General features: G+C 37.9%; 17 protein-coding genes and 1 tRNA gene. 10 read left to right on the top strand and 8 right to left on the bottom strand.

Annotated elements, in window-relative coordinates; genetic code table 11:
- Positions 1 to 61: 61 nt before the first annotated feature.
- The 3 genes from AC0VZ4_RS15830 to pepA form a co-directional block, all read right to left on the bottom strand.
- Entirely contained in the window at positions 62 to 2,917 is a 2,856-nt protein-coding gene (locus AC0VZ4_RS15830; protein WP_342863031.1) for a valine--tRNA ligase, read from the bottom strand.
- A gap of 60 nt (positions 2,918 to 2,977) precedes the next feature.
- A complete protein-coding gene (locus AC0VZ4_RS15825) occupies positions 2,978 to 3,424 on the bottom strand; it encodes a DNA polymerase III subunit chi (RefSeq protein ID WP_007377064.1) in 447 nt (148 codons plus the stop codon).
- A gap of 158 nt (positions 3,425 to 3,582) precedes the next feature.
- Entirely contained in the window at positions 3,583 to 5,094 is a 1,512-nt protein-coding gene (gene pepA / locus AC0VZ4_RS15820; protein ID WP_475440140.1) for a leucyl aminopeptidase, read from the bottom strand.
- A gap of 288 nt (positions 5,095 to 5,382) precedes the next feature.
- Here pepA and lptF point away from each other — a divergent pair, with 288 nt between their 5' ends.
- Complete coding sequence (gene lptF, locus AC0VZ4_RS15815) at positions 5,383 to 6,495, top strand: LPS export ABC transporter permease LptF (protein ID WP_007377062.1); 1,113 nt, start codon at positions 5,383 to 5,385, stop codon at positions 6,493 to 6,495.
- Positions 6,492 to 7,559 (top strand): LPS export ABC transporter permease LptG, encoded by a 1,068-nt coding sequence (lptG, locus tag AC0VZ4_RS15810; protein WP_337119350.1) that lies wholly within the window; start codon positions 6,492 to 6,494, stop codon positions 7,557 to 7,559. Before lptF ends, lptG begins: the two co-directional genes overlap by 4 nt.
- Positions 7,560 to 7,650: 91 nt before the next feature.
- On the opposite strand, the gene AC0VZ4_RS15805 is transcribed toward lptG, so the two are convergent.
- Positions 7,651 to 8,145, bottom strand: a complete 495-nt coding sequence (locus AC0VZ4_RS15805; protein ID WP_007377060.1) for an RDD family protein — start codon at positions 8,143 to 8,145, stop codon at positions 7,651 to 7,653.
- 729 nt (positions 8,146 to 8,874) lie between these two features.
- Between AC0VZ4_RS15805 and AC0VZ4_RS15800 the strand changes: the two genes are divergently transcribed.
- The 3 genes from AC0VZ4_RS15800 (at position 8,875) to AC0VZ4_RS15790 (ending at position 10,133) form a co-directional block, all read left to right on the top strand.
- Positions 8,875 to 8,959, top strand: a tRNA-Leu gene (locus AC0VZ4_RS15800).
- 268 nt (positions 8,960 to 9,227) lie between these two features.
- Complete coding sequence (locus tag AC0VZ4_RS15795) at positions 9,228 to 9,602, top strand: hypothetical protein (RefSeq protein WP_475440139.1); 375 nt, start codon at positions 9,228 to 9,230, stop codon at positions 9,600 to 9,602.
- 75 nt (positions 9,603 to 9,677) lie between these two features.
- Positions 9,678 to 10,133: a hypothetical protein gene (locus AC0VZ4_RS15790; RefSeq protein ID WP_475440138.1), complete on the top strand. Its 456-nt coding sequence runs from the start codon at positions 9,678 to 9,680 to the stop codon at positions 10,131 to 10,133.
- Positions 10,134 to 10,599: 466 nt separating this feature from the next.
- On the opposite strand, the gene AC0VZ4_RS15785 is transcribed toward AC0VZ4_RS15790, so the two are convergent.
- Positions 10,600 to 11,859: an IS256 family transposase gene (locus AC0VZ4_RS15785; protein WP_475439694.1), complete on the bottom strand. Its 1,260-nt coding sequence runs from the start codon at positions 11,857 to 11,859 to the stop codon at positions 10,600 to 10,602.
- A 214-nt stretch (positions 11,860 to 12,073) separates the two neighbouring features.
- Between AC0VZ4_RS15785 and AC0VZ4_RS15780 the strand changes: the two genes are divergently transcribed.
- Positions 12,074 to 12,589 (top strand): hypothetical protein, encoded by a 516-nt coding sequence (locus AC0VZ4_RS15780; protein ID WP_475440079.1) that lies wholly within the window; start codon positions 12,074 to 12,076, stop codon positions 12,587 to 12,589.
- A 142-nt stretch (positions 12,590 to 12,731) separates the two neighbouring features.
- Here AC0VZ4_RS15780 and AC0VZ4_RS15775 read toward each other — a convergent pair whose 3' ends face one another.
- Together AC0VZ4_RS15775 and AC0VZ4_RS15770 are read right to left on the bottom strand one after the other, a co-directional pair.
- A complete protein-coding gene (locus AC0VZ4_RS15775; RefSeq protein ID WP_475440137.1) occupies positions 12,732 to 13,400 on the bottom strand; it encodes a hypothetical protein in 669 nt (222 codons plus the stop codon).
- An 87-nt stretch (positions 13,401 to 13,487) separates the two neighbouring features.
- A complete protein-coding gene (locus AC0VZ4_RS15770) occupies positions 13,488 to 13,997 on the bottom strand; it encodes a hypothetical protein (RefSeq protein ID WP_475440136.1) in 510 nt (169 codons plus the stop codon).
- A gap of 298 nt (positions 13,998 to 14,295) precedes the next feature.
- Here AC0VZ4_RS15770 and AC0VZ4_RS15765 point away from each other — a divergent pair, with 298 nt between their 5' ends.
- A complete protein-coding gene (locus tag AC0VZ4_RS15765; RefSeq protein WP_475440135.1) occupies positions 14,296 to 15,099 on the top strand; it encodes an ADP-ribosylglycohydrolase family protein in 804 nt (267 codons plus the stop codon).
- 135 nt (positions 15,100 to 15,234) lie between these two features.
- Here AC0VZ4_RS15765 and AC0VZ4_RS15760 read toward each other — a convergent pair whose 3' ends face one another.
- Positions 15,235 to 17,610: a hypothetical protein gene (locus AC0VZ4_RS15760; RefSeq protein WP_475440134.1), complete on the bottom strand. Its 2,376-nt coding sequence runs from the start codon at positions 17,608 to 17,610 to the stop codon at positions 15,235 to 15,237.
- A gap of 637 nt (positions 17,611 to 18,247) precedes the next feature.
- Here AC0VZ4_RS15760 and AC0VZ4_RS15755 point away from each other — a divergent pair.
- Genes AC0VZ4_RS15755 through AC0VZ4_RS15745 form a run of 3 tightly spaced genes read left to right on the top strand, consistent with a single transcriptional unit; the run spans position 18,248 to position 24,039 of the window.
- Positions 18,248 to 22,138 carry an AAA domain-containing protein gene (locus AC0VZ4_RS15755; RefSeq protein ID WP_475440133.1) on the top strand — a complete coding sequence of 1,297 codons (3,891 nt, stop codon included), beginning with the start codon at positions 18,248 to 18,250 and terminating at the stop codon, positions 22,136 to 22,138.
- 45 nt (positions 22,139 to 22,183) lie between these two features.
- Positions 22,184 to 22,933 carry an IS5 family transposase gene (locus AC0VZ4_RS15750; protein WP_475439649.1) on the top strand — a complete coding sequence of 250 codons (750 nt, stop codon included), beginning with the start codon at positions 22,184 to 22,186 and terminating at the stop codon, positions 22,931 to 22,933.
- A 23-nt stretch (positions 22,934 to 22,956) separates the two neighbouring features.
- The gene (locus AC0VZ4_RS15745; protein WP_475440132.1) at positions 22,957 to 24,039 is read left to right on the top strand and encodes a DEAD/DEAH box helicase; all 1,083 of its coding nucleotides are present in this window, start codon (positions 22,957 to 22,959) and stop codon (positions 24,037 to 24,039) included.
- Position 24,040: the final 1 nt, after the last annotated feature.

The raw sequence follows: 24,040 nt of genomic DNA, 5'->3' as shown, positions 1-24,040 counted from the left end.
ATTAAAGTGAGCGGCTTTTTTAATGCCTATTAAATAGTGTTAATAGGCATTTTATGAAAGCTTATAAACTTTCTATTTTAGTTTTTTGCTCAAGTAGCTTAGTTTTAGCATCGCTAAACTCAGCCAATTTTGCATTTTCTTTAGCAAGTACCGCTTCAGGAGCGTTATTAACAAACTTTTCGTTAGCGAGTTTGTTTTGCACTTGTGCTAGGCCTTTTTCTGCTTTTTCGAGTTGCTTATTAATACGCGAAAGCTCGGCTTCCACATCAATTAAGCCCGCCATTGGGATCATGATCTCAAGGTTGCCAACATAAGAAGTCGCACATGCTGGTGCGTCGTCTTTGTTTTCAAGCATTGTAAACTCTTCAATTTTTGCAAGTGATGCTAAAAATGATTTGTTTTCTTCAATGCGGCGCACGTCGTCGCTTGATGCATTAGCAAGTAATACGCTAAGTGGTTTACTTGGACTAATATCCATTTCACCACGAATATTACGAATAGCTAAAATGAATTGTTTAACCCACTCTAAATCGTCCATCGCTTTAGCATCAACGCTTGCTTCATTATATACAGGGAACGGCTGAACCATAATGCTGGTGTTCTCTGTTTTAAGGCCTGCAAGTGGTGCAACACGTTGCCAAATAGTTTCAGTGATGTATGGCATCATAGGGTGCATTAAACGCAGTAAGCTTTCAAGTACGGTAATAAGTGTATTACGTGTACCACGTTGCTGCGCTTCATTACCTTTAAATAATACCGGCTTAGTGAGCTCTAAGTACCAATCACAAAATTGGTTCCAAGTGAATTCGTAAAGCGTGTTAGCAGCTAAGTCAAAACGGTAGTTATCTAAATGCTCTGTATAGGTTTTAACAGTAGCTTCATACTGACCTAAAATCCAACGATCAGCTAATGAAAGCTCCGTTTGAGCACCGTTTGCAAAACCACAGTCTTGCTCTTCTGTGTTCATTAATACGTAACGGCTCGCGTTCCATAATTTGTTACAGAAGTTACGGTAACCTTCAAGGCGGTTCATATCCCAGTTAATATCACGACCAGTAGATGCCATTGCAGCAAGTGTAAAGCGAAGGGCGTCGGTGCCGTGTGCTTCAATACCGCCTGCAAATACTTTACGCGTATCTTTTTCGATTTTAGCGGCAAGTTTTGGCTGCATCATGTTGCCAGTACGTTTTTGTACTAGGTCTTCAAGTTCAATGCCGTCAATCATGTCTAATGGGTCAAGTACGTTACCTTTTGACTTAGACATTTTATCGCCATTGTCGTCACGTATTAAGCCAGTTACATACACGGTTTTAAACGGAACTTGTGGTTTGCCATTTTCGTCTTTTACAAAGTGCAGCGTCATCATAATCATGCGCGCAACCCAGAAGAAAATAATATCAAAACCAGTTACCAACACGTCAGACGGGTGGAAGGTTTTTAAATCATCGGTATTTTCTGGCCAACCTTGTGTAGAGAACGTCCAAAGCGCTGATGAGAACCACGTATCAAGCACGTCTTCGTCTTGGCTTAGCGTTACGCTGTCTGCAATGTTGTTTTCACGGCGTACTTCAGCTTCGTCGCGACCAACAAATACATTGCCTTCACTGTCGTACCAAGCTGGAATGCGGTGACCCCACCAAAGCTGGCGTGAAATACACCAATCTTGTACGTCGTTCATCCACGAGAAGTACATGTTTTCGTATTGCTTAGGTACAAATTGAATGTCGCCGTTTTTAACTGCGTCTTTTGCAGGTTCAGCTAGTGGTGCAACACGTACATACCATTGGTCGGTAAGTAGTGGCTCAATTACCACGCCAGAGCGATCGCCGTAAGGAACGGTTAAACCATGGTCTTCAATTTTTTCAAGTAGGCCTAGCTCTTCAAATTCTGCCACAATTGCTTTACGCGCAGCAAAACGATCAAGCCCGCGCAAGCGCTCAGGAATTGGCGCATCAAACTCAAGCTCTTTACCGTCAAAGGAGTATGTTTCACCTTGGGTAAGAATAGCGGCGTCTTTATCGAAAATGTTGATCATCGGCATTTGATGACGCTTGCCCACTTCGTTATCGTTAAAGTCGTGCGCTGGGGTTATTTTTACACAGCCCGTGCCTTTATCTTTATCGGCATGTTCGTCAGCAACAATTTTAATACGACGATTAACGATTGGTAATAAAATCTCTTTACCGATTAAATCTGTATAGCGTTCGTCATCTGGATTTACTGCAACACCCGAGTCGCCAAGCATGGTTTCAGGGCGAGTTGTAGCTACTACTATGTAGTCTTTTCCGTCTTGTGTTGTTACGCCATCAGCCAGTGGGTAACGTAAGTTCCACATGTGGCCTTGCTTGTCTTTGTTTTCAACTTCAAGATCAGAAATAGCAGTGTGTAATTTAGGATCCCAGTTTACTAGGCGTTTGCCACGGTAAATTAGGTTTTCTTTATGAAGGCGTACAAACACTTCTTTAACGGCTTCAGATAAACCATCGTCCATTGTAAAGCGTTCACGATCCCAATCAACCGATGCGCCAAGGCGACGAAGCTGCTTAGTAATAGTGCCGCCTGATTCTTTTTTCCATTCCCAGATTTTATTAATAAAATCTTCACGGCCTAAATCGTGGCGTGTTTTGCCTTCTTCAGCATGCAATTTACGCTCAACCAACATTTGCGTTGCAATGCCTGCGTGGTCAGTACCTACTTGCCATAATGTGTTGTTACCTTGCATACGTTTAAAACGCGTTAAGGTATCCATTATTGTATCTTGGAAGGCGTGGCCCATGTGTAAGCTACCTGTGACATTTGGCGGCGGGATCATAATTGAATATGGTACGCCTTTGCCAGATGGCTTAAAGTAGCCTTTTTGTTCCCAGTCTTGATATAGAGACTGTTCAATATCTTGCGGATTGTAGGTTTTATCCATTACACAGAACCTTAAATAAGTACTTAAATTAGTTGGTTAGCTATTTAACTAAACGTGTTTTTAGTTATTAATATCTTGCGTGGTGAGATTGGCACCGAGTTGGCGCAGCTTTTTAAAGCGCTCGCGAGCAGCTTGCTTAGCAACGGGTTCTACGGGGACAAAATCAAAAACTTGGTTAAATCGACGAATAAAATCCGGTAAGTTATTAGCCAAATTAATTAAAACTTTACGATTACCAACAGGAGGCGTTATACCAATTTCTACAGGTGCGCCGCCTTTAGGGCCTTCACCTTGTAGGTTATGAGGTACAAAACTGTCGGGATCGAATGCCCAAATTATTTCATCAATAGCACAGGCGGTCTCGTTGTTATCGACACATATAAATACGCGTTGACCGTTTCGATACTGATCGGCTGCAATTTGAGCTGCCAAAGCAAAATGATCGTCTGGCTTTGCCAACGATTCATCTTGTTGCTTTAGAACGAAAAATTGGGCGTTCATGTTCATTGTATCGGGGTTTCCCATAACATTAAATGTGCACTAAGTTGATACACATAAATTAAGAGGCAGATTTTGCCATATAACGCGTTTTGCTTCAATTAATACACAAATAAATAAGGCGCCAAACGGCGCCTTATAAACAGGTTTAAAGTTAAGTGTTCACTTTAATCTTGAGCGGCTTCACTTACGCCAGCTCTATTTAACAAGTACTGAGTAAGCATAGGAACAGGGCGACCAGTTGCGCCTTTTTTAGCGCCACTTTTCCACGCTGTACCGGCTACGTCTAAATGCGCCCAATGATACTTTTTAGTAAATTTAGACAAGAAACATGCAGCGGTAATTGTGCCAGCAGAACGTCCACCTAAGTTAGTAAAATCAGCAAAAGGGCTATCTAGCTGATCTTGATAGTCGTCCCACAGTGGCAACTGCCATGCGCGGTCACCACTTTGCTCAGACGCTTTTAATAAATCGTGTGCAAGTGGGTTATGGTTTGACAGTAAACCAGTCGCATGCGCGCCAAGGGCTACAATACAAGCGCCAGTAAGTGTTGCTACGTCAATAACCGTATCTGGATTAAAGCGTTCAACGTACGTTAGCGCGTCACACAATACTAAACGGCCTTCAGCGTCGGTGTTTAACACTTCAACCGTTTGCCCTGACATAGTTGTTAAAATATCACCCGGGCGATAAGCATTTGGACCAGGCATGTTTTCACAGCCCGCTAAAACACCAATAACGTTAATTGGCAATTGCATTTGTGCAAGCGCACGCATTGCGCCAATAACACCTGCAGCGCCGCCCATGTCGTATTTCATTTCGTCCATGCCTTCGCCTGGTTTTAACGAAATACCGCCTGAGTCAAATGTTAAACCTTTACCAACAAGTACAATGGGTGCTTGGTCATCGGCTGCGCCTTTATAGTTAATAATCGACATAACAGATTCATTAATGCTACCACGACCAACAGCTAGGTAAGAGTTCATGCCTAGCTCTGCCATTTGCTCTTCGCCAATAATATCAACAGTGATGTTGTCAAAATTAGTTGCCAGCTCTTGTGCTTGCTCACCTAAGTAAGCAGGGTTACAAATATTTGGTGGCATATTGGCTACGTCTTTACATAACTTGCTACCTGCAGCAATGGCTAAACCATGCTCAATGGCACTTTCGCCAATAGTTAGTTCACGGCGTGTTGGCACGTTGAATACCATTTTACGTAATGGACGACGAGGGTCTACTTTTTTGCTTTTTAATTGGTTAAACGTATATAAACAATCTTGCGTAGTTTCTACCGCTTGGCGCACTTTCCAGTAGGTGTCGCGACCTTTAACGTGTTGTTCTGTTAAAAAGCATACCGCTTCCATTGAACCAGTATCGTTTAAGGTATTTATTGTTTTAGAAATAATTTGTTTGTATTGTTTATCGTCAAGTTCGCGTTCTTTACCACAGCCTACAAGCAATATGCGCTCGCTTAATACATTAGGTACATGATGCAATAATAAAACTTGACCTGGTTTACCTTCTAAATCACCACGGCGAAGTAAGTTTGAGATATAACCGTCACTGATTTTATCGAGTTGTTCACCAATGGGGGATAACCTACGTGGCTCGTAAACGCCAACTACAATACATGCGCTACGTTGTTTTTCTGGGCTACCACTTTTTACGCTAAATTCCATTGTCACTCCTGGTTTTGAGTCGATTAGGCTATTAAATAGGGGCTAAAAAAAAGATTTCTAGTCTAATAACTCTAATATTAGCTGATTTTGCTAGACTCTTACTGTGTAATTGAACTTTATATGCTTAAGGGCTACTAATGCAACATTATATCGTGCTCTTAGGTAGGATAATTAAATTTGATGGCTTATAATAATGGCTAATTTGCCAGTACAAGCTGCGTAAAATAGCTATTTAACTATTAAATTATCACTATCTTAGTGAAATTCCATGTTTAACAGGGGCGAGCATTGCTAATTTTCCGTTATTTGACCTCAGAAGTTTTAAAATCGCAGGTCGCCGTATTTTTAACTTTAATGACCATTTTTTTGTCACAAAAGTTAGTTGTTATTTTAGGCGATGCCTCCGAGGGTAGTATCCCTGCCAAACTAGTTCTGTCGATGATTGCACTTAAATTACCGCAATTAGCCTCTTTAATACTTCCGCTGAGTATATTTTTAGGCATTATTTTAGCTTACAGCCGTATTTATGCTGATAGCGAAATGACCGTGCTTAAAGCCTGTGGCGTAAGTGAATGGTACGTTGTGCGCGTTACGCTTATATCAAGTGCAGGGTTGGCATTTCTAGCCGCAGCGCTCACCATGTACATCGCACCATGGGCAAGTGAGCAAGAGTACCAATTAAAAGAACAAGCTAAAGCCGATGCCGGTTTATCCGCGCTAAGAGCGGGGCGATTTCAAGAAACCGGTAACGAAAAAGCCGTGGTATTTATTCACAATATTGAAAAAGGCGGCAAAGAGCTTAATAAGGTATTTGTAGCGCAACTACCTAACAGCGAAAAAGATAACCTTGCACGCCTAGTTTACGCAGAACAAGGCGTAGTAGTAGAAGCCGTTAATGGTGAACAGCAGTTAGTGCTTACTGATGGTAAACGTTATGAAACTGACGGTTTAACACCTGCACTTAATTTAACTGAATTTGACGGCTACAGCGTACAAATCCGCGATCAAGAAATAGAGCATCAACGCCGTAAGCTAGAAGCGGTGCCAACTAATCAGTTGCTGGCAATAAATACCCCTGAATCTATAGCACAATGGCAGTGGCGTCTCGCTATTCCACTTTCTATTCCACTGCTTACTTTGCTTGCTGTGCCATTAAGTGTTGTAAACCCGCGTCAAGGTAAGTTTGCTAAATTAGTGCCAGCTATTAGCTTGTATTTGGGTTATTTTATTTTACTTAATGCAGCTAAATTTGCAGTTGAGGATGGTAAAATACCACCATCAATAGGGTTGTGGTGGATCCACATAAGTGCCCTATTTATAGGTGGGCTATTAATAATTAAAGGGCGTCCACTGGGCGCTTGGCTTAAAGCTGTTGTAACTAAGCGAGAACTAGGCTCATGATGAAAACGCTTGATTGGTATTTAGGCCGCAGTATTTTACAAACAACAGGCTTTGCCTTATTGGTATTAGTGGGTATTAGTACCCTCATAAAATTTATTGAACAGTTAAAATCGGTAGGGCGTGGTAGTTACGACTTAATTACCGCAATGCTTTACACTTTATATACTATACCGGGTGACCTTGTTGTATTTTTCCCTATGGCTGCGCTAATTGGCGGATTAACGGGTTTAGGTGCACTCGCCTCAAACAGTGAGCTGGTGGTAATGCAAGCGGCAGGTATGTCGCGTTTACAAATAATCGGCTCGGTAATGAAAACGGCCGTATTTATGGCTTTTTGTATGATGGCACTTGGCGAGTGGGGTGCACCAGAGGCACAGCTGCACGCTAAAGAAATGCGTAATCAGGCAATACATGGCGGTGATGTATTTAATGCGCAAAAAGGCGTATGGGCTAAAGATGGTAATAACTTTATTAACATAGAAGATGTTGATCAAAATGGAATGCTGCATGGTGTGTACATGTATCATTTTGATAAATCATTAGATTTGACTCAAATTACTAAAGCAAAAAATGCTTTGAGTCGTAATGACGGTTGGCTACTTCGTGATATAAATAAGGTAATTATCACCGACGAAAAAATTACCACAGAACAGGTGCCTGAAGAATTTTATGCCTCACAACTCACCGCTGAAAAGCTGGGTGTTGTATCAGTCAAGCCAGAGTCGTTATCGTTTACTGGTTTATGGTCGTATTTAGGGTATTTAGAACAAAATGAGCAAGACACTAGTACCTACGAGCTTGCCCTTTGGCGTAAGTTTATGCAGCCTGTATCTGTTGCGGTAATGCTGCTGGTGGCGCTCTCGTTTATATTTGGCCCACTACGTACCGTTACTATGGGGGCGCGTATTATTATGGGTGTTGTAACCGGTATCGTGTTTCATTTAACTAACGAAATATTTGGCCCAGTGGTTATGGTTTATCAAATACCAGCTATTGTAGGTGCTGTATTACCAAGCATAATATTTATAAGTTTTGCGGCATACTTGATGAATAAACGAGTTTAATGCTTTTAAAATAGTGTAGGTAATAAACTTATAAACATAAAAAAGAGTGACAGTAGCCACGCTTTTTTACTTTAAAATAAGTGATATAGGTTCAATCTAGCTCACGATAAATACGCTTGTTTTCTTCTTTTGTTAGTGCAATTACTTCGGTTTTAGAAATATAATCTTGTAATGCATTTTTGTTTTTAAAATCAACTAACACCACTAAATTGCCTAGCCCAAGTAGTGAGCTTACACAGCGGATAATCGCTTGAGGCCAGCTAATAAGGTTACCGTCGAGTGTTTGTACTTTTAAACGCCATGCGCGCATACCAATGGTTTGGCCACTTTTAGTCCAAAAGTAAGCAAAAAAGAAAATGTTTATACCTACAAATAACGTACTTCTAATGCCGTATAGCAGTGGGGAATCCTGTATATAAGCTGCAGGATCTTCTGCTTGAGCAATAAAACCCAAGGCACTTAGTCCTTGAATTACTGCAAAATAAAGTATGGCTGTAAGCATAGATAAAGAAATTACGACTAAGGCATCGTAAATTAAAGACGCAAAACGACGCCAAAAACTCGCCCGTGGAAACTTACCAGACATAAAGACACTCTCACTATTAATATGCTCGCTAGTTTAGCAAAAAAGCTTACAAATACTAAGTGCTATAGTTTAGCGATACTATTTAACCTAACAATCTCTTTTGTAAATGTTAATAGATGGCTAAATGTTAAGCGGTTGATCATGCTAATGTCATAAAACGCTTGCTGCTGCATGTATTGTTTGTATAATGCTTGGCATAGAGACGAAGGCATATAAACAAACCTTAGCTCTAAAGTGGTTTTTCTTTATCTTCTCGTGTTTAGAAGGTTAAAGAAAAATGACGCCAGCGTGATGAAATTGGTAGACATGGGGGATTCAAAATTAAGGCTGTCTTTCGAATCCTTGTTTTTAATTTGTTAAATATCAACAACTTATTGCTTTTCGGTTTGGTTGAGAAGTTATACAGAAGTTATACAGTTTTTGACGAAAAAATATTTTAAATTTATTTATAAAATATTTTTCATAGTAAAAACTTAAAATAGTAATAAAGTTATACAGTTTTAATGCCCGAGTGGTGGAATTGGTAGACACGATGGATTCAAAATTAAGGCTGTTTTTTAAGTTTTTATTTTTAATCCCTTAAATATCAATAGCTTATCGCTTTTTAAATGGGCTAAAAAGTTATACATAAGTTATACAGTTTTTGACGTAATAAATGTTTGATATTTATTTTTAAAATATTTTTTATAGTAAAAATTTTAAATAGTAATAAAGTTATACAGTTTTAATGCCCGAGTGGTGGAATTGGTAGACACGATGGATTCAAAATCCATTTTCTTCGGAAGTGACGGTTCAAGTCCGTCCTCGGGTACCATTAAGATGTATTTTAATGTTTTTTTGAAAATAGCACTCTAGTAAATATTTCGTTCTAACTCACTTCTAAACTTCCCTAGTTAATTTCTTTTACTTTAAAATTTCATATGCGTTTTTCTGCTCTTTTATCTCTTCAAATAGTATCTTTTTTTAGTTCCATCTGCTAACTTTAATTAGTGATGTAAATAATTATCAAATATAAATAAGTTACAATGGTTAGTAATTATCATTATACATTACTTGCATTAGGGTAATAACAAGGAAAGTTTATGAATATTAGCAACGGTAAGATGGATATATTTTTTGGTTATAATATGCGTGTAGGTGACGTAAACGGACTAACTGAGTCTGCTAGCAGATATGCGGAAATGGCAAAAAATGCTGAAACACCTGAAGAGCGTGAACGTTATGCCAACGCAGTAACTCAGATTAATGATGCGCTACCAAAGTTGAAGCAAGAAATGGATACGTTAGGTAAACAACTTGGTTTAAATGGTGATGATATAGGTCAAGCAATAAGTAAAAAAGTTTTAGAAGAAAAAAACGACACAAAATCACACTCTTTATTTGAATACCTTGAAAGTGGTGATCCATCCTATAAATCAAATTATCAACCAGGTAAAATTTTCTCTAAAAATATTTAACTATTTTACTAACGGAAGCACTCTCATGGTGAGTATGTTTCTTTTAGTAAAATAAATTTAATACAGGATGTAAATATGTTTAAGAAAAGTGCCTTATTGGCTTTAGGTTTATCAATATCACAATTTTCAATGGCTGAAGTGGTTGTTAACGTAGAAAATGACTCTCAAGTATATGATTTAAATATTACAAGTAAAGATGTGCAAACATCAACTTACTTTCCTCAACCATTAGGAACAATATCAGCTGATGACAGTGATCAATTCAGCGTAATTAGTACCTATCCTGACACTCTGACTATTGTTGATGTAGAGTATTCTTATGGAACTCATAGTTATGATCCTAAATGCCACTTCAGATATGTTATTTTAAAAGACTTCCGCTCAGGAAGTATGCTACCACAAAACATAATTGCAGAAAATGAAGGCGGATCTTACAGAGATAGAGCGACTTGTTCGGGTAAGATTAATAGCTTTGATCCAACCACAGGTAATTCTAACATTACATTATCGGTTAATCGTAGAAAGTATTAACAGCTAATACCTTAATTCTAATAAAAACCAAGTCTCACAACTTGGTTTTTTTCCGTTTAAAGTTAAAAAACATCATTAATTTAAAACTCTTTTCGCAAGTTAAAATCGCAAAAACCAGAAAAGCGAGCTTGCTCGCAATGCACTTGGCCAGAAGGCCGATAAAAACCAAAATTAACACTAATTTAAAGAACTCGCTACCGCTCAAACACTCGTAAAAAAACACTCGTAATTAGTCCTTATATAGATATAAGAGAAGAGCTATTTATTTATCCCCAGTTTTAGAGATTTAAAAAAAAGCTATGGGTAGTCCAGACATACCCATTAATGTTCCATATTTTACCAATTATATATGTAACCTATTGATTTAAAAGGAATGTCTGTGGGTGAGGTGTGCTTGTGGTGTTATTTAAGTAATTGATTTATATCGCTTTATCTTTCAGGGTGCAATGGTGCATTAGAGTTATTGTCAAATCTGGTGTATGAGCTCATCTTGATGCTCTGTTTGATCTTGAGTTATTCTTTCGCCGTCTTTAAATTTTACCCCTGTAATTACTTCAGCCAGTAACTTAAACCCTCGCAAGCGGTACCATTTTTTCTCTGCCGACTGCGCGAGTTTAAAAACCATCATTAAGGTGGTTGTCCGGCTGCCACAACTCTTCACTTTATGCGTTCTCAGCCTTACCGTCGCAAACGTTGACTCTATCGGATTACTCGTTCTTATGTGCATCCAATGCTCAGCAGGATAATCATAAAATGCCAGCATTTCATCTTTATCCTTCATCAAGCAATCCGTCGCTTTTGGGTATTTGACTGAGTAATTTTTAACAAATAAATCATACGCTTTATAAGCAGAAGCTCGACTCTCTGCCATCCAGATATCTTGTAAATTCGCTTTGATTTTAGGTTGCATTGATTTCGGCACTTTGTTTAGCACATTCGCGATTTTATGCACCCAGCAACGTTGATGTTGGGTTGTTGGCCATACTTTGGTGAGGGCATTCCAAAACCCCAGCGCACCATCCCCTATGGCCAATTTTGGTGGTATTGTTAGACCCTGTGAGCGCAACTGATTTAACACTTCAGTCCAGCTCTGCTCAGACTCACGAACCCCGTCAACCACCGCCAATAGCTCCTTTCTGCCCGTTTCATCTACCCCCATAATTACCAGTAAGCACAGCTTATCATCCATTCGAATTTTACTGTAAATCCCATCGGCCCAGATATACACATATCGACGTTTAGCCAAGGAACGTTTAGACCACTGCTGATACTCCGTTTCCCAGGTGGATTTCAACCGAGAGACACTATTGGCCGACAAACCTTTGGCTTGCTCGCCTAAAAGAGACACTAAAGCGGGCTGCATATCACCCGTCGAAATTCCTCGTAAATAGAGCCATGGGATCAGCTCTTCGATATTTTTTGTCCGTTTCAGATAAGGCGGGATCAAGGCACTATTGAATTTAATGCCTTCCTTTTTTCGATCCCTGACTTTAGGTATTTTGACCTCAATATCACCAAGGCCTGTTTGGATCGTACGCTCAGGCTGGTGACCATTTTTGACGATCCGCTGAAGTCCCTCGACGGTCTCATGCTGGTATTGAGCCAATAAAACAGCCAACTCAGCCTCAATCGCTTGAGCTAACAACTGCTGCGCCCCGCTTTTAAGCAACTGCTCTAACGGATTGTCTGGTTTTTCAATGGAAATAACATTATCATTTTCAGTCATTGCGATGTCTCTCTGGTTAATTGTTGATCTGGTCAAGATCAATTAACAGATTACATCGCAATGACTTTTTCTCATACACCAGAAACGACTATAGCTCGGTGCATTAATGTATCACTCATTACACATCTTCGGTATTTATTTACACAACTTGGTTTGACAAAAATTATTTATATGGATCAATAATACTATTCAAACAATTTATAAGGAGAATGTTATGAATAATTTAGCTGTTGCAGAAAGATATACTACGAAAAGAGAAGATGATCAGGTTTGCCCTGTTGATTTAGAGACTGACAGTGAAACAGGCGAAAAAAAAGCAAAACAGAAGAGCGCACCATTTTTTTCTTGGAACAAACAGAATTATAAAGCCAAAGTACAACTTGCGATACAAGAGCCAGTTGCTAACTCAATATTAGAGTTTTTCGTCAGTGAAATGGATAATAGCAATGCTATTTGCGTTTCTATGGCAACTTTAGAAAAGTTGTTTAAATTAGGAAGAAAAACAATAGCAAAACATATTAAAGTTTTAGTTAAAAGAAAGTTTATAGAGATATTTAAAGTTGGAAATATGAACGCTTATGCAATAAATGCATTTGTTGTATTTACGCAAGGTGATGCGAACCTTTGGAAAGCCAAGTTTAGCGCTACTATGTATATAGATTATGACGAGCAAACAGCCATGATTAAAAAAGAATATACAAAACAAATAACAACAAAATCAGGGAGATAGTTATGAAAGAAAAAATTTAGGTACTTGTTCTAATTGTGATTATAACCAGACGAAATGGGCAATATTCAGTTTATTACAGAGTCATATGATAATTTAGTATAAGCCGAATTAATTAAACAACAACAGGCTAATAAAATTGCTATCAAATAAAAACATCAATTTTCTTTTTATCGGTTAACAATAAAGCAGCCTTTTCTTGATATATATCAAATGTATCATCAGATATAAATTTATCAAACGTATTAATTATTTCTTTCATGTAGGAGGCTCTTGCTTGATAAGTTCGGCGTTCTGGGTATTGTTTAGCAAGCCCATCTAATTTCTCTGAACTGCTAGAAAAATACTCCATAACATCAATTTTTTTATCAGGAGCTACATCACCTCCACCATAAGAAAGAATCTCAAGAGTAGTCTCTAAGCTTAGCATATCCTCCCTTTTTTTTGATATGATTGGGTTACCTGACTTACCTAATCTAACTGGTTCATCACTGCCGTATTTTTGTGTGTATTCCCACTGCATATCATTCGCACTTTTAACAATACTATGAAGTTCATTTATACTCATATTAGAAAAATCAAGTTCTTCTTTGTTGAATAGTTGCTCATAACCACTTCCCTCAATTAATGATGAATCAAAGGCATTATTATCTTTTTTTTCTTTAATTTTAGGATCGAGGTGAGTTGTGTTTAAGTTACTTTCGGCTATAGTATTTTTTTCAGGAATATTTTCAAGTTTTTCGCTATCTACTTTTTTAAAAGTAGTGCCGCTATTTCCAAGTTGGGTATGTAATGAGTTATTATTAATTTTCATATAAAATCCTTTTTCATATATTGTCTTATTTTATCGGCATAACTTTATAAAACTTAAACTTTCATTTTAAATCATTATTTATATTAACTAGCCACCAGATCTTACTTCATATGTAATTCCACCATAAGTAGATCCTGTCGTTGTCTTATTCTTAACTATCCAATAATAAGTACCTGCGTCAAATAAAGAAGTAGAAACAGCTACACCATAGCCACCCGCAACTCTTTTACCTGAACTATCAACTAAAGTTACCTTGAAATCATGCCCCTCATAGTTTCTTAAAACAGCAAAACCGTATCTACGACAGCTACCACCATCATAAGTAAAGCTTGTAATAGATTTTTCATCATCCAATTTTATACTCGTGTAGCGAGTATAAACCGTAGCACTACAACGTTGATATGCACTGGATTGAATACCATTGGTAGCTGCTTCTTCAAACTCTTGAATAGAGTTAAATGCAGCAATTTCATCATGTGGCTCTTGTACTTGGATTGAAGATGCCCCTGTAACTGAAGTATCATCACTGATTGCATTGAAAGAAAAACTTGCAGCAACAACAAACATTGTTGTAGGGAGTAAATGTGAAAATTTCATAACTTAAATTCCTTTATTGAGTTATTTTTAGGGTGCTATAAATGTTCATAGCCCAATAACATTACCGTACTTTAAATCGGCAGTCATCATTTTTTACATCGTTCAATGAAAAAAATAAAATCTTTTGAATACAATACAGTCATAACATTAAAATATACATCAAAGACACTCATGTTAGAACGCACACAGGCAGCGTGTATGAGCTAATAGGACCAGGTGTTGAGTACACTGCTAGCTATGCTCAACTGATTTTACTAGGAAAGGGGCTTAGTCCAACTGAATTGAATTTGGAGCGTATATGATTGGCGGAATCGTTGGAAATTACATAGGTGTTGAGTTCGAAAATATAGCAATAAAGACATATAATATTATTGAACTAACAAGTACTAAAAGCGCAATTTCATCGCATTCATTAATGCTCGCTAGTACAGCAGATGCATTGCTCAACGACCTTGATTTTGGTGAGTGTTTCATGAAGTGGGGCCTGCAAAATACTGTTACTAATTTTGATGATGCTACTGAATTTTGGCTGCTGCAAGGCGATATAAACTACATGCAAGAAAGCGCGGGAAGCGCTGCTGCTGTGCGTGCAGGGGTGATTGGTACTTTGGACGTCCAGTTATTTCAGATATTAGAATTAGCGGCTGAGAGTTGTAGGCCTACTCACAATAGTGTTGAGGCTATCACAAGCGCCCAAGCTGTCTGTTATGTCGTTCATGCAGTTAAAGATAAGTCGGCTGATCAGATTTATGACTATTTGCTGTCTAATTTCAATTATGCTCGACCAAAAGATCACATTGAACTTCAGCAAAACCTAAAAATTAATGGTGACGCAAAAAATGTAGTCTTGGCAGCAATATACATCGCATTGTCAACGAGGGACTGGGAAGACTCAATACGTTCATCTATATATTATTTTGGTGGTGGTTATCATACGAATTCAATTATGTGCATCGCATCACTAATCAAGTCTCAAGCATGCTCCGTCAGTGAGCGATATAAGCAACAAACGAAGCGCTGGTTGTTCAAAAATCATCAGCCTGTACTGCAAATGATTGAGGAATTTGAGCACAAAAAATGGATGTGCCAGTTACCGTTTTAATTCACGAAATATATAGCAAAAATACTCTTAATTGCTTGTTTTTGTGTGCAATAAGGGCTGTTGTTGTTATAATGCAGGATAAGAAAGCGGCACTACTCTCGCCGCCCTGAGGCAGGTTTGGTCACCTGCCTTTTCTTATGCCACCAATAGAACTTTTGAAGTAAACCTGCTGTTTTGGATGTGTTCTAACCACATTTTCGTATCACTTGAAAGGTTAGCAATGTAAGCTCTCTGTTTGTCTTTTTTGCCTTTTTGAATTGGCTCAATACATAGTTCATTTTTAAGTACTGATGTGATCGTTGGTAATGCACTTGAAGCTTTAGCTTGCTCAAAATTTTCGTAAAAAACATCGATTGCTTTGCGACTTTGAATACCAACCTTAATCTCATTATTAAATAAGAAGTCATGAAATTCTTTAGCATCAGTATTGTTGTACCTAAATTTCTCATCATGTAATTGCACTGTACTAATGAAGCGCTGAATAAGTCGTTTTTTGAACTGTCCATCAATCGTCAGTGTTTTGGCCGTATCTTCTGCAAGCATAAGGTTTTTAAGTATTAGAGCTCCTTTACCATCATTATCAAAATCAAGTAATTCCTGAGTTACCTCTGCTACTCTATAGAAGTTTCTTAACTCATAGTTTCTTAGTTTGTGTTTATTGTTATTATTGGCGTGTTTACCCATTACTACAATATTTTTGGCTTCAATTTCAGTAATTTTATCAGCTGTAATGATTTTTTTATCGCGAGTAGCTTTCTCTTCAGTTGTACTGGCTTTACGATTTCTATTGCCTTTATCTCTTGCTTCTTTATCATCAAAAAACTCAATTTCATGACTTAAGTATCCATAAATAGAAAGTACTGTAAATTCATAGTTTTCACGCATTTTATTCTTGAATGCAATGCGAGAAGCAATACATTGTAAGTGCGGGTCGCTTAGCATGTCATTTAGCATATCTGCTGTAAGGGTATCGCTAAACTCTTTGTTAATCATGTTAACCAAAATACTTACGGGGTTTGTGCAAAGTCTACGTTCAGGCTTATCAAAGCTTAACCAAACTTGCTCTCTGAGTCTAAGGCGACCATCTGCCTGTACAAAATCATTTGGTGCTGATGTGCCATGTCCAAGTACCGATACACGTTTATAATCAGTATCAAGTATACTTAAACCATTCTTTGCGGCGGTATTATAGAATACAACTTGAACTGCGCTGGCAAGTTTCGAGATATCGCCAATTTCTTTTGATTTTTCGGAGTGCATGAAAGCAGCGTCAATTTGTGCATAATCGGCAATGTATTCTTGCTCGTCTTCCTGAATTTCCTTTTTCTTACCATTTATAGCTATGATATTAGCTTCAAATTTTGACTTTACTTTATTGTGTTGGTTGTCTGAGAAAATACCGCTTTTTTCGCCATTGATTATTGAGCGTCTACTTAACTCAAGATTGGTTGCATAGGGCATAACGCGAATCAAAGGCTTTTTAAATTGGCTTTTCTGGTTGTATACATAGATTGTCTTTCCTGACTTTTCAGCTAACTTATATAGCCAATCTAAAGTATCGTCATTAACAAAAGCATCTGCGCCAAAAGCAGAAGTAGATTTTATGATTTGCTCTTCCCATCTTTGAAGAAGAAGCTTTTTGTCTTCAAGAGTTCCGTTGCCAACGATCTCTGATGTTGATAGATCTCGTAAGTCTTCAAGCTCATCCATGAAAAGTGATTCAGAGTCATGGCGCAAGTCATGGTAGTTATCATCAAGTAAAAGCTTTAGCATTACTCCAAGAGCACCGCGAGCGAATGAGTCTGCATATGCGTATTTGTAGTTCAGCATATCGTCGCCGATCAATTCTTCAGTCAGCACACGAGAAGCTGACATGTAGATAGGGTAGCGCCTGTCAATGTGCGCTTCTTTAAATAAGCGCATGAGCAATTCTGATTTTCCTGTGCCACGCTCGCCGGTAAATAAATGAATACCTGGAGTGGTAACAAGGTGATTTAGGTCATCTTTATAATCCGCATCAACGAACTTAACTTTTTTGTTATCAGGACTGATGCTAATTGATTTAATGACTTCGGCTTTTCCTTTGGCTATATCAGTTTTTAATTCACTAATAAAAAGCTCGTTTGAGTCTGAAAGCTTTTCTTTGATGACTAGCTCCAGGCTTTCCATTGTCATTTTGGTTAATGCTTTCTTGCATTCTTTGAATGCTCTAGCTTTCTCTCTAAGGATATCTTTGTTACGGCTAGCCAGAGTTAAGATAAATAGTGATTTGGCCAATGGAGTACTTCCTAAACTTACCTTAGTTTCGCCAAGTTGTAGCTTTACTTGGTGTGAACGTGCGATACATGCGTCACGATAAATATTGTTTTCATCACTAACGATAATGATGTTTTTTTTCTCAAATCCGCTTTCAATGGCTTCTTTAACTGCTGGTGAAATGTAGTTAGTTATTTGCTTTTGTGATTCAGCTGGAATTGCAGGGGTGTCGATATGACTAATAAATAGTTTCATTGCTTTTACTCTCTTTTATGTGTCTACATCTGGTCAGTGATGCTGAGTCAGATTTCTGACTCGCGACTTTTGTACTTTTTAATTTACCAGAGGAGCAATTTTCTGATGCTGTGATAGGGGTTAAAAAAATTGCCTATTGCAATATTTTGTGTGAAATACGGGAAACAATGTATTTTAGAGTGATAAAAATAATGATTGGCTTAGTAAAGTTCTTTTTGATACCTGGCTTCGCCAGAAAAAGGACCAGTTTATTGATTTAGTAATGTGGGACAAATTAATACAAAAACTAATTTGTGTATAATATAAGGATTAAGGCATATTTGTGCCAGCCCAATAGACCAGATGTTCTGGCTACTCTTCTTTGGAGTGTAACGACAAAGGCCTATTTAAACATAGTGTTTAACGGTATGTTTAGTCTCCTTTTCTCATTTTAATCAAATTTAAACGCTAAACCTACTCCTGATAAATATCAGGATGGTTAGACTTTAGATGTTCTAGTTCGACTAAATAATGATAGACTTAAATCAATGATAAATGATGAAAATTTTGACATTGATGTGAAGCACAAACTCGCAGAGTAAAACTTAACAGATCACAACGAGCAGTTAATAACACTAAAAAAGAATAAGAAGTAAATATGGATATCAAATATTGGGACGGTGGCCTAGAGCGCCACGAAATCGATGCGATTAAAAAAATTGAAAATGTATTAAGTACACCAAATGCGCAAAATCAGAAAGGTAAAAGTTCAAATCAAGGACATGGATTTGAAGCCCTTCAAGCCTTAAAGAAGCCCTTTAATGAAAGCTGGAAAGGTTATGCAGGCTTTCGCTTTATCAATAAACATAAGCAAGGTGAAATAGATTTATTGATAGTAACCCACTGTAATATTTTAATTATTGAATTGAAAGATTGGAATGGTAAACCTATTACTGAAAATCGAGGAAAATGGTTTTGGGGTAATGAAGACAGAGGTACATCCCCAGTAGAGCTCACTCGAAAGAAAGAACATATACTTACAAACTTACTTAAACCATTTGCAAGGAAGTTTAAAAATGAGGGGCGTCTTCCTCGTATCCACTATTTAGTAGTAATGAGCGGTGATAGTAACTTTTCTAAGCTACAAAAAAATGATTTAGCCCATACCTTAACGTTAACTGACTTTTGTAAATTATGTTTTAACGAAGGCCAATTTAATAAGCGTTTTACTCCACATCCTGATGCAAAAGTCTTACTTCAAGATATCCCTCTTTTAGAAAACAGCTTGCTACTAAATGATAAAAAAGTAGAAGCTAGACCGTTATCAGTTGAAGGTTGGTTAGGCCAAGAGCAAATTTTTGATCACCCGAATGAGGTTTATAAAGAGTACCTTGCTCAAAGTGAAGCCGACAAAAATGATCGTGCCATTATCCGCAGCTGGGATTTTGATAAACTTTCAAATCATGATGCTAAAACCCCTGATGGACGTATAAAAATTGCCTCTCGTGAACGTGAAGTACTCACCAAGATCAAAAGAGAAAATAGAGAGCTATACGAGCATTGTGTTTCTTCACTAACAATACCGACTAAAGAGAAGATAACCTCGCAGTACAACGAGGTTGTTGAGCTTCCTCATGGTCATGAGCGCCTTAATGACTTTATCGCTACCTATGGTGAAAACTTAGCCATTGATGAGCGTGTTAACTTGGTTAGAGTGTTAATAGCTCGCTTTGCAGACTTGCACCAATTACAACTCGCCCACCGAGATATCGGTAAACACAGTATTTGGTTAAGTACCGGGCAACGTGTTGCGCTTTCAAACTTTATTTCGGCCTTTGCTCGCAAGAAAGAAACCGTAGGTGATATTCGTGATGAGTTATCGGTATACAACCAAGCTACGCCTTCGCTATCTCCCTATCATTACGATGTTTCTCGCCTTGCGATTATTGCCTGGTCAATTCTTGAAGCCAAGCGGTTAACACCTGCGCTTGAAAAATCACTAGAGAAAGACCTCTCACAATGTGATGCTTGGTATGGCGACACCTTATTAAAAGCACTTAACGGTAAAAACTTTGCTAATGCTGGTGAGTTTTTAGATGTATTGGTTGAACAAGAGCCAAGCAAAGAAGCCGCTTTTAGCTTTTCAACGCAAGAGCTAGAACGATTTGTTAAGGCTAGCAAAATAAGCAAATTGCATCCTGAAGTAGAAGAAATTTCTGCAAACGATTCAAAAGAAGTCTATAAAGCCGATACCGGTGTAGTAAAAGTTTGGAATAATATTAATCCTACTGATATTAATGCTGGTCTCGGGCTGCGCACGTTATCGTTTTTAGAGCGAGTCGAAAAGCTGCAAAGCCTCAATTTAAGCTTTATCCCGTCTATTGTTGATTATGGCATTACCGCACGAGATAGCTCGTTATATTTGGTGAGTGAATGGGTTGAGGGTGAAGCTTTAGATCCTTATCGTATGCGTAATCGCAGAAACGATATTGTGAAAAGCTTAGTTGCCCATATTGAGCATATGCACTCATTAGGCTTTGCACATGGCGACTTAAAGCCTGAAAACGTTCTTGTAGATAAGCATGGTGACGTTTTTATTATTGATGTTTTGGATTTTCATCATGATGCAGAAGAGCTGCTTAATACCGAATATAGCCCCGCAGATGTTGATAATAGTTCAGCCTTTGAACGTGATAACTATGCGGTAATGAAAATAAGTGCAGAGTTACTAGAAATTGATTGGGGCACTGAAAGCTCAAACTTTGAAGCAGTTAGCCGAGCTATTATTCATGAACTTGAAGACGTTGATTTTGGCTTTAGGGAATTAACTCGTTTTAAAGATGCTGTTTTAAATCCAGAAAAAACAACACAACCATCGGTTGAAACGATTGATATTGAAATAGGAGGAGCAAGAGAAAACTTTGATCCTCTAACAATATACCCTGATAACGGTAAGTTATATGTTTCGATAGAAGAAAGTGATAAGAAAGCTTCTGGTTTGGTAATGAGCTTTTGTGGATTAGGTGGCTTCTTTAGGCTTTTCTTCGATCAAGTAAGTTTCACTTTTGAACATGGCTTAGCGCCTAAAAAAAGAGATAGTATTTTTCCTAGAGATATCGAAAATGCTGTTTTAGAACTTCCTTTTGCTATTCGTATTACTCAAGGTAGAGCAAGTAATCTAGAAGTGCTCAATAGACGTATTCGACAGTTTTATAGTTTCGAAAATGCAGTTAAACAATTTCAGTTAAAACAGAGAAAAGTAGCGCCGCTTTCAATAGAACAACCCAACGATATTATTGAGGATGAGATCAGTGTTGAGCCGATATCGACCAAAGAGCTTTGGAAGGCAATTCTTAAAACAGAGACTGAATCTCATCCATATGTAGAGCTTATTGGTGAGCCTAGAACACATAAGGATGATAAAGACATTCTAATCCTGCCATATGAAGCTGAAAAAGATCCACTTGATGGCTTTACCGCTAAAGATCAGGTTGAAGCTATTGTCGTTAATGATGAAGAAGACTACTTTATTGGCGAAGTCAATTTATCTGCTTCAGGATTGAATAGAGTGCAGTTATCTCGTTATTCGAATAGAGCTCACCGTTTAACTGAAGAAGATATCATTTTCTTTCGCAGTAAAGCTGACAAGTCGTCTTTTAATAAGCGAAAGAACGCATTAACTCGTATTCTTGATCAAGATTCAATTGTTGAAAACTTATCCGATTATTTTGAACCTGACTGTAACATAGCACCTACAGACTATGACTTAACTGTCACTGACGAAGATTTTAAACGTTATGACCGTAAAGACGATAACGGTAATGCTATTAAGCTTAATGATAAACAACGAATAGCTTTTCAAAAGCTTCTAAGGTTCGGCCCACTTTCAATGTTGCAAGGTCCCCCGGGAACAGGTAAAACCGAGTTTATTGCAGCTTTTGTTCATTATTTAATAGAAAAACAAGGCACTGAGCGAATTTTATTGGTAAGCCAGTCACATGAAGCTGTGAATACTGCTGCTGAACGAATTCGAAAACATTGTGGCCGTTTAAAAACGGATCTTGATGTAGTGCGTTTTAGTCGAAGTGAATCAACTATTTCTCACTCTTTACGTGATGCTTATTCTGACAATATTGTTAGTCAAAAAGTAGAACAATTTGAGACTCAATTAAAATATCGAGTGTTGAACCTAGCTAAGTCATTAAAAGCTCCGGCTGATTATTTAGAAGCCTATTTAACGTTAGATAAGCAAATCCTTTCACACATTACCGAGCAACAAAGTGTATTAATAGCACTTGAGGATAAAGAATTAGTAGCTAAACAGAAGAAAGAGCTTAAAAAACAAATTGGTGAAAGAAAGTCATTAATTAACAGTAGATTGCCTCAGAGTATACGTACCAACAAAGATTGGCATGATAACTTAAGTGATGTTCGTGAAGGCTTAATTAAAAATTTAAACCATGAGTATGCTATTGAACCTAATATCTCTAGTTCAGTTCAACGATTAGGGGCTGTTGATCTTTGTTTGAATTTTGTGCGTAAGCGGTAATCTCGTATAATTTACTTCGCCAAAAACAAACCTTACGAGATTACCATGCCCCGATTAATGCTCACTGATAAGTTGTGGTCGAAGCTAAAATCAATTTTGCTTGAAGATAGAGTTTATAACAAGCTTGAACACAGACAAACGATGGAAGGAATTTTATATCGCTTACGTGTTGGTTGCCCATGGCGTGACCTCCCTGAGTGTTTTGGTTTATGGAATACTATTTACCGCCGATTTCTACTTTGGTCTAAAAAAGGAATATTAATAAGGTTGTTCAAATCATTATCCGCCAATAGTGACACTGAGTGGGAATTCATTGATGGCAGTTATGTTAAAGCACATCAACACAGTACAGGTGCTGCGTCTCAACAAGAACAAGCGATAGCATTAAGTCGTGGCGGTAATACAAGTAAAATTCATTTAGCTGTTGATAGTTATGGCTTACCAATTGAATTTATTATTACAGGCGGCGATGTTCATGATAGTAAAGTGGCAAATGAACTGATTGAATTATTGCCCCAAGGCGATTTTGTTATCGCAGACAAAGGCTATGATAGTGAAGTCATTAGAAATAAGGTTCGAGAGAGAAACTCAAGCCCAGTGATCCCTAGAAAGAAAAACTCAAAAACAGGTAATGGTGATATTGATTGGTGCTTATATAAATATAGGCATTTAGTTGAAAATGCCTTTGCAAGGCTAAAGCACTTCCGTGCTATAGCGACAAGGTACGATAAATTGAAATTACAGTTTGAGAGTATGTTAGCGCTGGCATGTGCAATGATTTGGCTACCAATGTGAAAGATCAACAGCCCCTAGTAAAATTGTCGAAAGATATGATACGGGTTATGCAATCTGGCAATGCGAATATGGACGAGTTTTTGGCTCGTTCAAAGCAGTTGGTTGCGGGTACTTGTGTTGGTATTGGTAACTGGAATATTGATATAGCAAGTAATCAATATGACTGGATCATTATTGATGAAGCGGCTCGTTCCATAGCAAGTGAACTTGCAATAGCTATGCAAGTAGGTAAACGAGTGCTACTGGTGGGCGATCATAAACAATTACCTCCGCTTTATACCGACCCTCACAAAAAAGCGTTAGCAAGACATTTAGGTATTCAATCATCGAATGATATTGATGAATTAATTGAAAGTGACTTTGCTCGTGCGTTCGAAAGTGATTACGGAAAACAAGTAGGTGCAAAACTACTTGTACAATATCGTATGGCTCCTGCTATTGGTACTTTGGTCTCTCAGTGTTTCTATGATGGTGAACTAGAAAATGGTGAGAGAAAGATCCCTGATATCTACCGTGATGTACCCAAAGCATTGAGTTCAGCTACAACGTGGCTTGATACGTCGAATTTAAACAAAAAAGCAAATCATCAAACGGGTTCTGGTCGAAGTATATACAACGATGCTGAAGCTGATGCTATTGTCGATTTGCTTAAACAGGTTGATGAAAACGAGACTTTTGTTCATTCATTACTAGAGCAAGTAAAAGAAGGTGAAGCCGCTATTGGTGTTATTTGTATGTACGCCGAGCAAAAAAGACGTATTAGACAAAAAGTTAAAAAAGCCTCTTTGTCTGATGAACTAACCAAATTATTGAAAATTGATACTGTAGATAGTTATCAGGGTAAAGAAAATCGCGTCATTATTTTATCGGTTACACGTTCAGAGCAAAAACAAGGTTCAGGATTTTTAAAGCTACCAAACCGAATTAATGTTGGCCTTTCAAGAGCTATGGACCGTTTGGTAATTGTTGGTGATAAGAGAATGTGGCAAGGAAAGAATAGCCAATTGCCATTTGGAAAGGTTATTAAGTTTATGGAAGAAAATGCTAGTGAAGACTTGTATCGCTTTGTAGACATTACAACCAAGAAATTTAAGAAGGCGGTATAAC

The organism is Pseudoalteromonas sp. QJM3NY_22, from assembly GCF_056173065.1.
The sequence above is the reverse complement of the archived record's forward strand: the minus strand, read 5'-3'. Positions and strand labels throughout refer to the sequence as shown.